Below are 2,904 nucleotides of genomic sequence, written 5' to 3'. Positions count from 1 at the left end.
CACCTTGTTCGAGCCGCTCGGTGGTCGCGACGCGGTCCACGTCATCCTCTCGCTCGGCATTGCCAGCGCGCTGTTGAGGTTTGGAACGCTGGAGCGGCGCGCGCAGCGCGATGACTGACCGTCTCGCGAACAATTTGAAAGGGCGTCGGGCGGAGCTTGCCCTGACCCAAGCGGACTTGGCCGCGGCGGTGGGCGTGACCCGCAAAACCGTCAACACGGTGGAGAATGGCGTGTTCACGCCCTCGGCGCTGCTTGCGATCAAGCTCGCGAAGGCTCTGGGCGTCACCGTTGAGGAATTGTTCTGGATCGAAGGCTGAGCTCCTCGAGCTCGCGGATGAGGTCACCCTGAGGAGCGGCCATGTCGATGAGGTGCATGCCCCAGCCCGGGAGGAACATGCCGAGGATCGCGACCTCACCGCCGATGCGGTCGGTGCGCCTGTCCTTGGGGTCGGCATTGATGCGGATGGCGAGATAGCCGCGCGGACCGTCGTTGATGCATTTGCCCGACACCAGCCCTTCGGCGCGCAGGTACGGCGTCGGCGGCGGGCCTTGGCTCGACCAGTTGATCGGACCGCCCGGAACCGGGAGGGCCGAACGGGCGAAGAAATAGCTGTCGAACGGAACCCAGCCGCGCGAGCCCGGCCGAGCGGGATTGACGCAGGCGACGGTCATTCCCGGCCGGTCGGCGTAGCCGAAGATCGCGCCGCGCGGCGGCACGTTGTTCTCGCGGAAGCTCACCCAGGCGATGACGCAGCCAGTCTCGCCCGGGCGACTGCAGAGCGGCGTCTTACGGAAGCTTCCGCCGACCAGCTTCCCTTCCGGGACCAGAACATTGTAGCCGGGGAGGATCGCGAGCTTCATCCGGCGCGCAACCGCCGGGTTGGTCTCGATCTCGCGCGCGATCAGCTGGATCAGGTGGAGCGTGCCCTGGCTGTGGCCGATCAGGACGAACGGCCGCCCATTGTTCCGGGTGCGGATGTAGTTGCGCCAGGCGCTGAGCACGTCGGCATAAGCAAGCGCCGCCGCCCCATCGATATTGGCGCCCGTCGCATAGGCCGCGACCGCGGCGATGGTCATCTGGCGATACATGGGCGCGAAGACGCGGCACACCGACGAGAAGCGGGCAACCTGGCTTTCGGCGGCGAGCTGCTCTTCGGACCCGGCGACGAGATCGCTGTTCATGCCCCGGTCGCGCGAGACGGTCGGGTAAACATAGAAGCAGTCGAGCGGCGGATTGTTGGCGACCGGGCTGGGGCCGCTCGAGCCGTAGCCGTTGGGGTTGAGCGCGGTGGTCGGGACGGGCGTCGAGCAGACCGTCTTGCGCGTCGGCAGGCAGAGCCACGCGCGATGCATGCTGTAGTCTGGCGCGGCCGGCGCAACCGATGCAGGCGCGGGCGCTTGCGCCGCGGCGGGAGAGGCCGCCGCGAGGGCGAGAAGTGAAACGAAGACCCTCACCCCAACCCTCTCCCGACAGCGGGAGAGGGAGGGCCCCGCCGCGAAGCGGTGGGAAGGTGGGGGTTTGTCTTGCATGGAAGAGACTCCGCTATTCGCCCTCGAACAAACCGGCCTGGCTGCCCTGCGGGACGGGCAGGCCGAGATGGGCGTACCCGCGGCCGTTGAGGCACCGGCCGCGTGCCGTGCGGGCGATGAGGCCAAGCTGAATGAGGAACGGCTCGATCACGTCCTCGATCGTGTCCCGCGGCTCCGAAAGACCAGCCGCGAGCGTCTCCACGCCCACCGGCCCGCCGCCGTAGAGGTCCGCGATCATGGTGAGGTAGCGCCGGTCCATGGCGTCGAGGCCAAGCGCGTCGATCTCGAGCCGATCGAGGGCCCGGTCGGCGACCTCAGCGCCGATCGAAGCCGTGCCGGACGCATGGGCGAAATCGCGCACTCGGCGGAGCAGCCGGCCGGCGATGCGCGGAGTCCCCCGTGAGCGCCGCGCGATCTCGAGCCCGCCGTCGTCGGCAAGGTCGACGCCGAGCAGCCGGGCCGCTCGGCGCACCACCTGCTCCAGCTCCTCGACCGTGTAGAAGTTGAGGCGCACCGGGATCCCGAAGCGATCGCGCAGCGGGGTCGTCAGCAAGCCTTGGCGGGTCGTCGCCCCGATCAGGGTGAAGCGGGGAAGCTCGATCCGGACCGACCGGGCCGACGGGCCTTCGCCGATCATCAGGTCGAGCGCTCGGTCTTCCATCGCCGGATAGAGCACTTCCTCGACCGCGGGATTGAGGCGGTGGATCTCGTCGATGAACAGGACGTCGCCGTCCTCGAGATTGGTCAGAAGCGCGGCGAGGTCGCCCGACTTGGCGATCACCGGGCCCGAAGTGGCGCGGAAGCCGACCCCCATCTCGCGCGCGAGGATTCCGGCCAGCGTCGTCTTGCCGAGCCCCGGCGGTCCGTGGAGCAGGACATGGTCGAGCGGCTCGCCGCGGCTCTTCGCGGCATGGACGAATACGCGAAGATTCTCGCGCGCCGACTGCTGGCCGATGAATTCGTCGAGGCTTTTCGGGCGAAGCGCGGCGTCCGCGTCTTCCGCAGTGCGCTCGGGCGTCGTGATCCGGGCGGGGTCGGTGGCCATCCGGTGCGTTGATTCGCAGATGGATCGGCTTACGACAAGCAGCGAGGGTGTGTCGCGCCGGAGGGAACATGGAATTCGATCGGCGAACGATGATAGCCGGGACGGCGGCAGCGCTGGCTGCCGGTCCCGCTTTAGCGCAGCGCCGCGCCCCAGCGCCCGGCTGGTACGACCGCGCGATCGTGATCGACGCACTGGGTGGAGTCGGCGATCCCTATGCATCGGAAGAGCAGCTTCGGCTCAGCGATCGCGCCTGGGCGGAAATGGTCGCGACCGGAGTCACCCTGCTTCGTGACACGGTTTTCCCGGTCGGCAACGTCGCCGATCCGTGG

Annotated in this window: 3 protein-coding genes and 1 pseudogene; 2 read left to right on the top strand and 2 right to left on the bottom strand. The window is 68.6% G+C overall.

Annotated elements, in window-relative coordinates; translation table 11 throughout:
* Window positions 1-110: 110 nt before the first annotated feature.
* On the top strand, window positions 111-317 hold the full coding sequence (locus MT490_RS12400) for a helix-turn-helix transcriptional regulator (protein ID WP_297387986.1): 207 nt from the start codon (window positions 111-113) through the stop codon (window positions 315-317).
* Here MT490_RS12400 and MT490_RS12395 read toward each other — a convergent pair.
* Complete coding sequence (locus MT490_RS12395) at window positions 283-1,353, bottom strand: DUF3089 domain-containing protein (protein ID WP_297387983.1); 1,071 nt, start codon at window positions 1,351-1,353, stop codon at window positions 283-285. The genes MT490_RS12400 and MT490_RS12395 overlap by 35 nt on opposite strands.
* A gap of 190 nt (window positions 1,354-1,543) precedes the next feature.
* Window positions 1,544-2,575, bottom strand: a complete 1,032-nt coding sequence (gene ruvB, locus MT490_RS12390) for a Holliday junction branch migration DNA helicase RuvB (RefSeq protein WP_297387980.1) — start codon at window positions 2,573-2,575, stop codon at window positions 1,544-1,546.
* 68 nt (window positions 2,576-2,643) lie between these two features.
* Between ruvB and MT490_RS12385 the strand changes: the two are divergent.
* Window positions 2,644-2,904, top strand: a pseudogene (locus tag MT490_RS12385) (peptidase M19); the annotation flags it as partial.

The organism is Sphingomonas sp. (assembly GCF_026460985.1).
Classification (GTDB): domain Bacteria; phylum Pseudomonadota; class Alphaproteobacteria; order Sphingomonadales; family Sphingomonadaceae; genus Sphingomonas.
Note: the sequence above shows the minus strand (reverse complement) of the source record. Positions and strands in the feature narration are given on the sequence as shown.

What these genes read in the sequence shown, in the direction of transcription:
- MT490_RS12400 (WP_297387986.1), top strand. Translation starts at nt 111, where the DNA reads ATGACTGACCGTCTCGCGAACAATTTGAAAGGGCGTCGGGCGGAGCTT.
- MT490_RS12395 (WP_297387983.1), bottom strand. Translation starts at nt 1,353, where the DNA reads ATGCATCGCGCGTGGCTCTGCCTGCCGACGCGCAAGACGGTCTGCTCG.
- ruvB (WP_297387980.1), bottom strand. Translation starts at nt 2,575, where the DNA reads ATGGCCACCGACCCCGCCCGGATCACGACGCCCGAGCGCACTGCGGAA.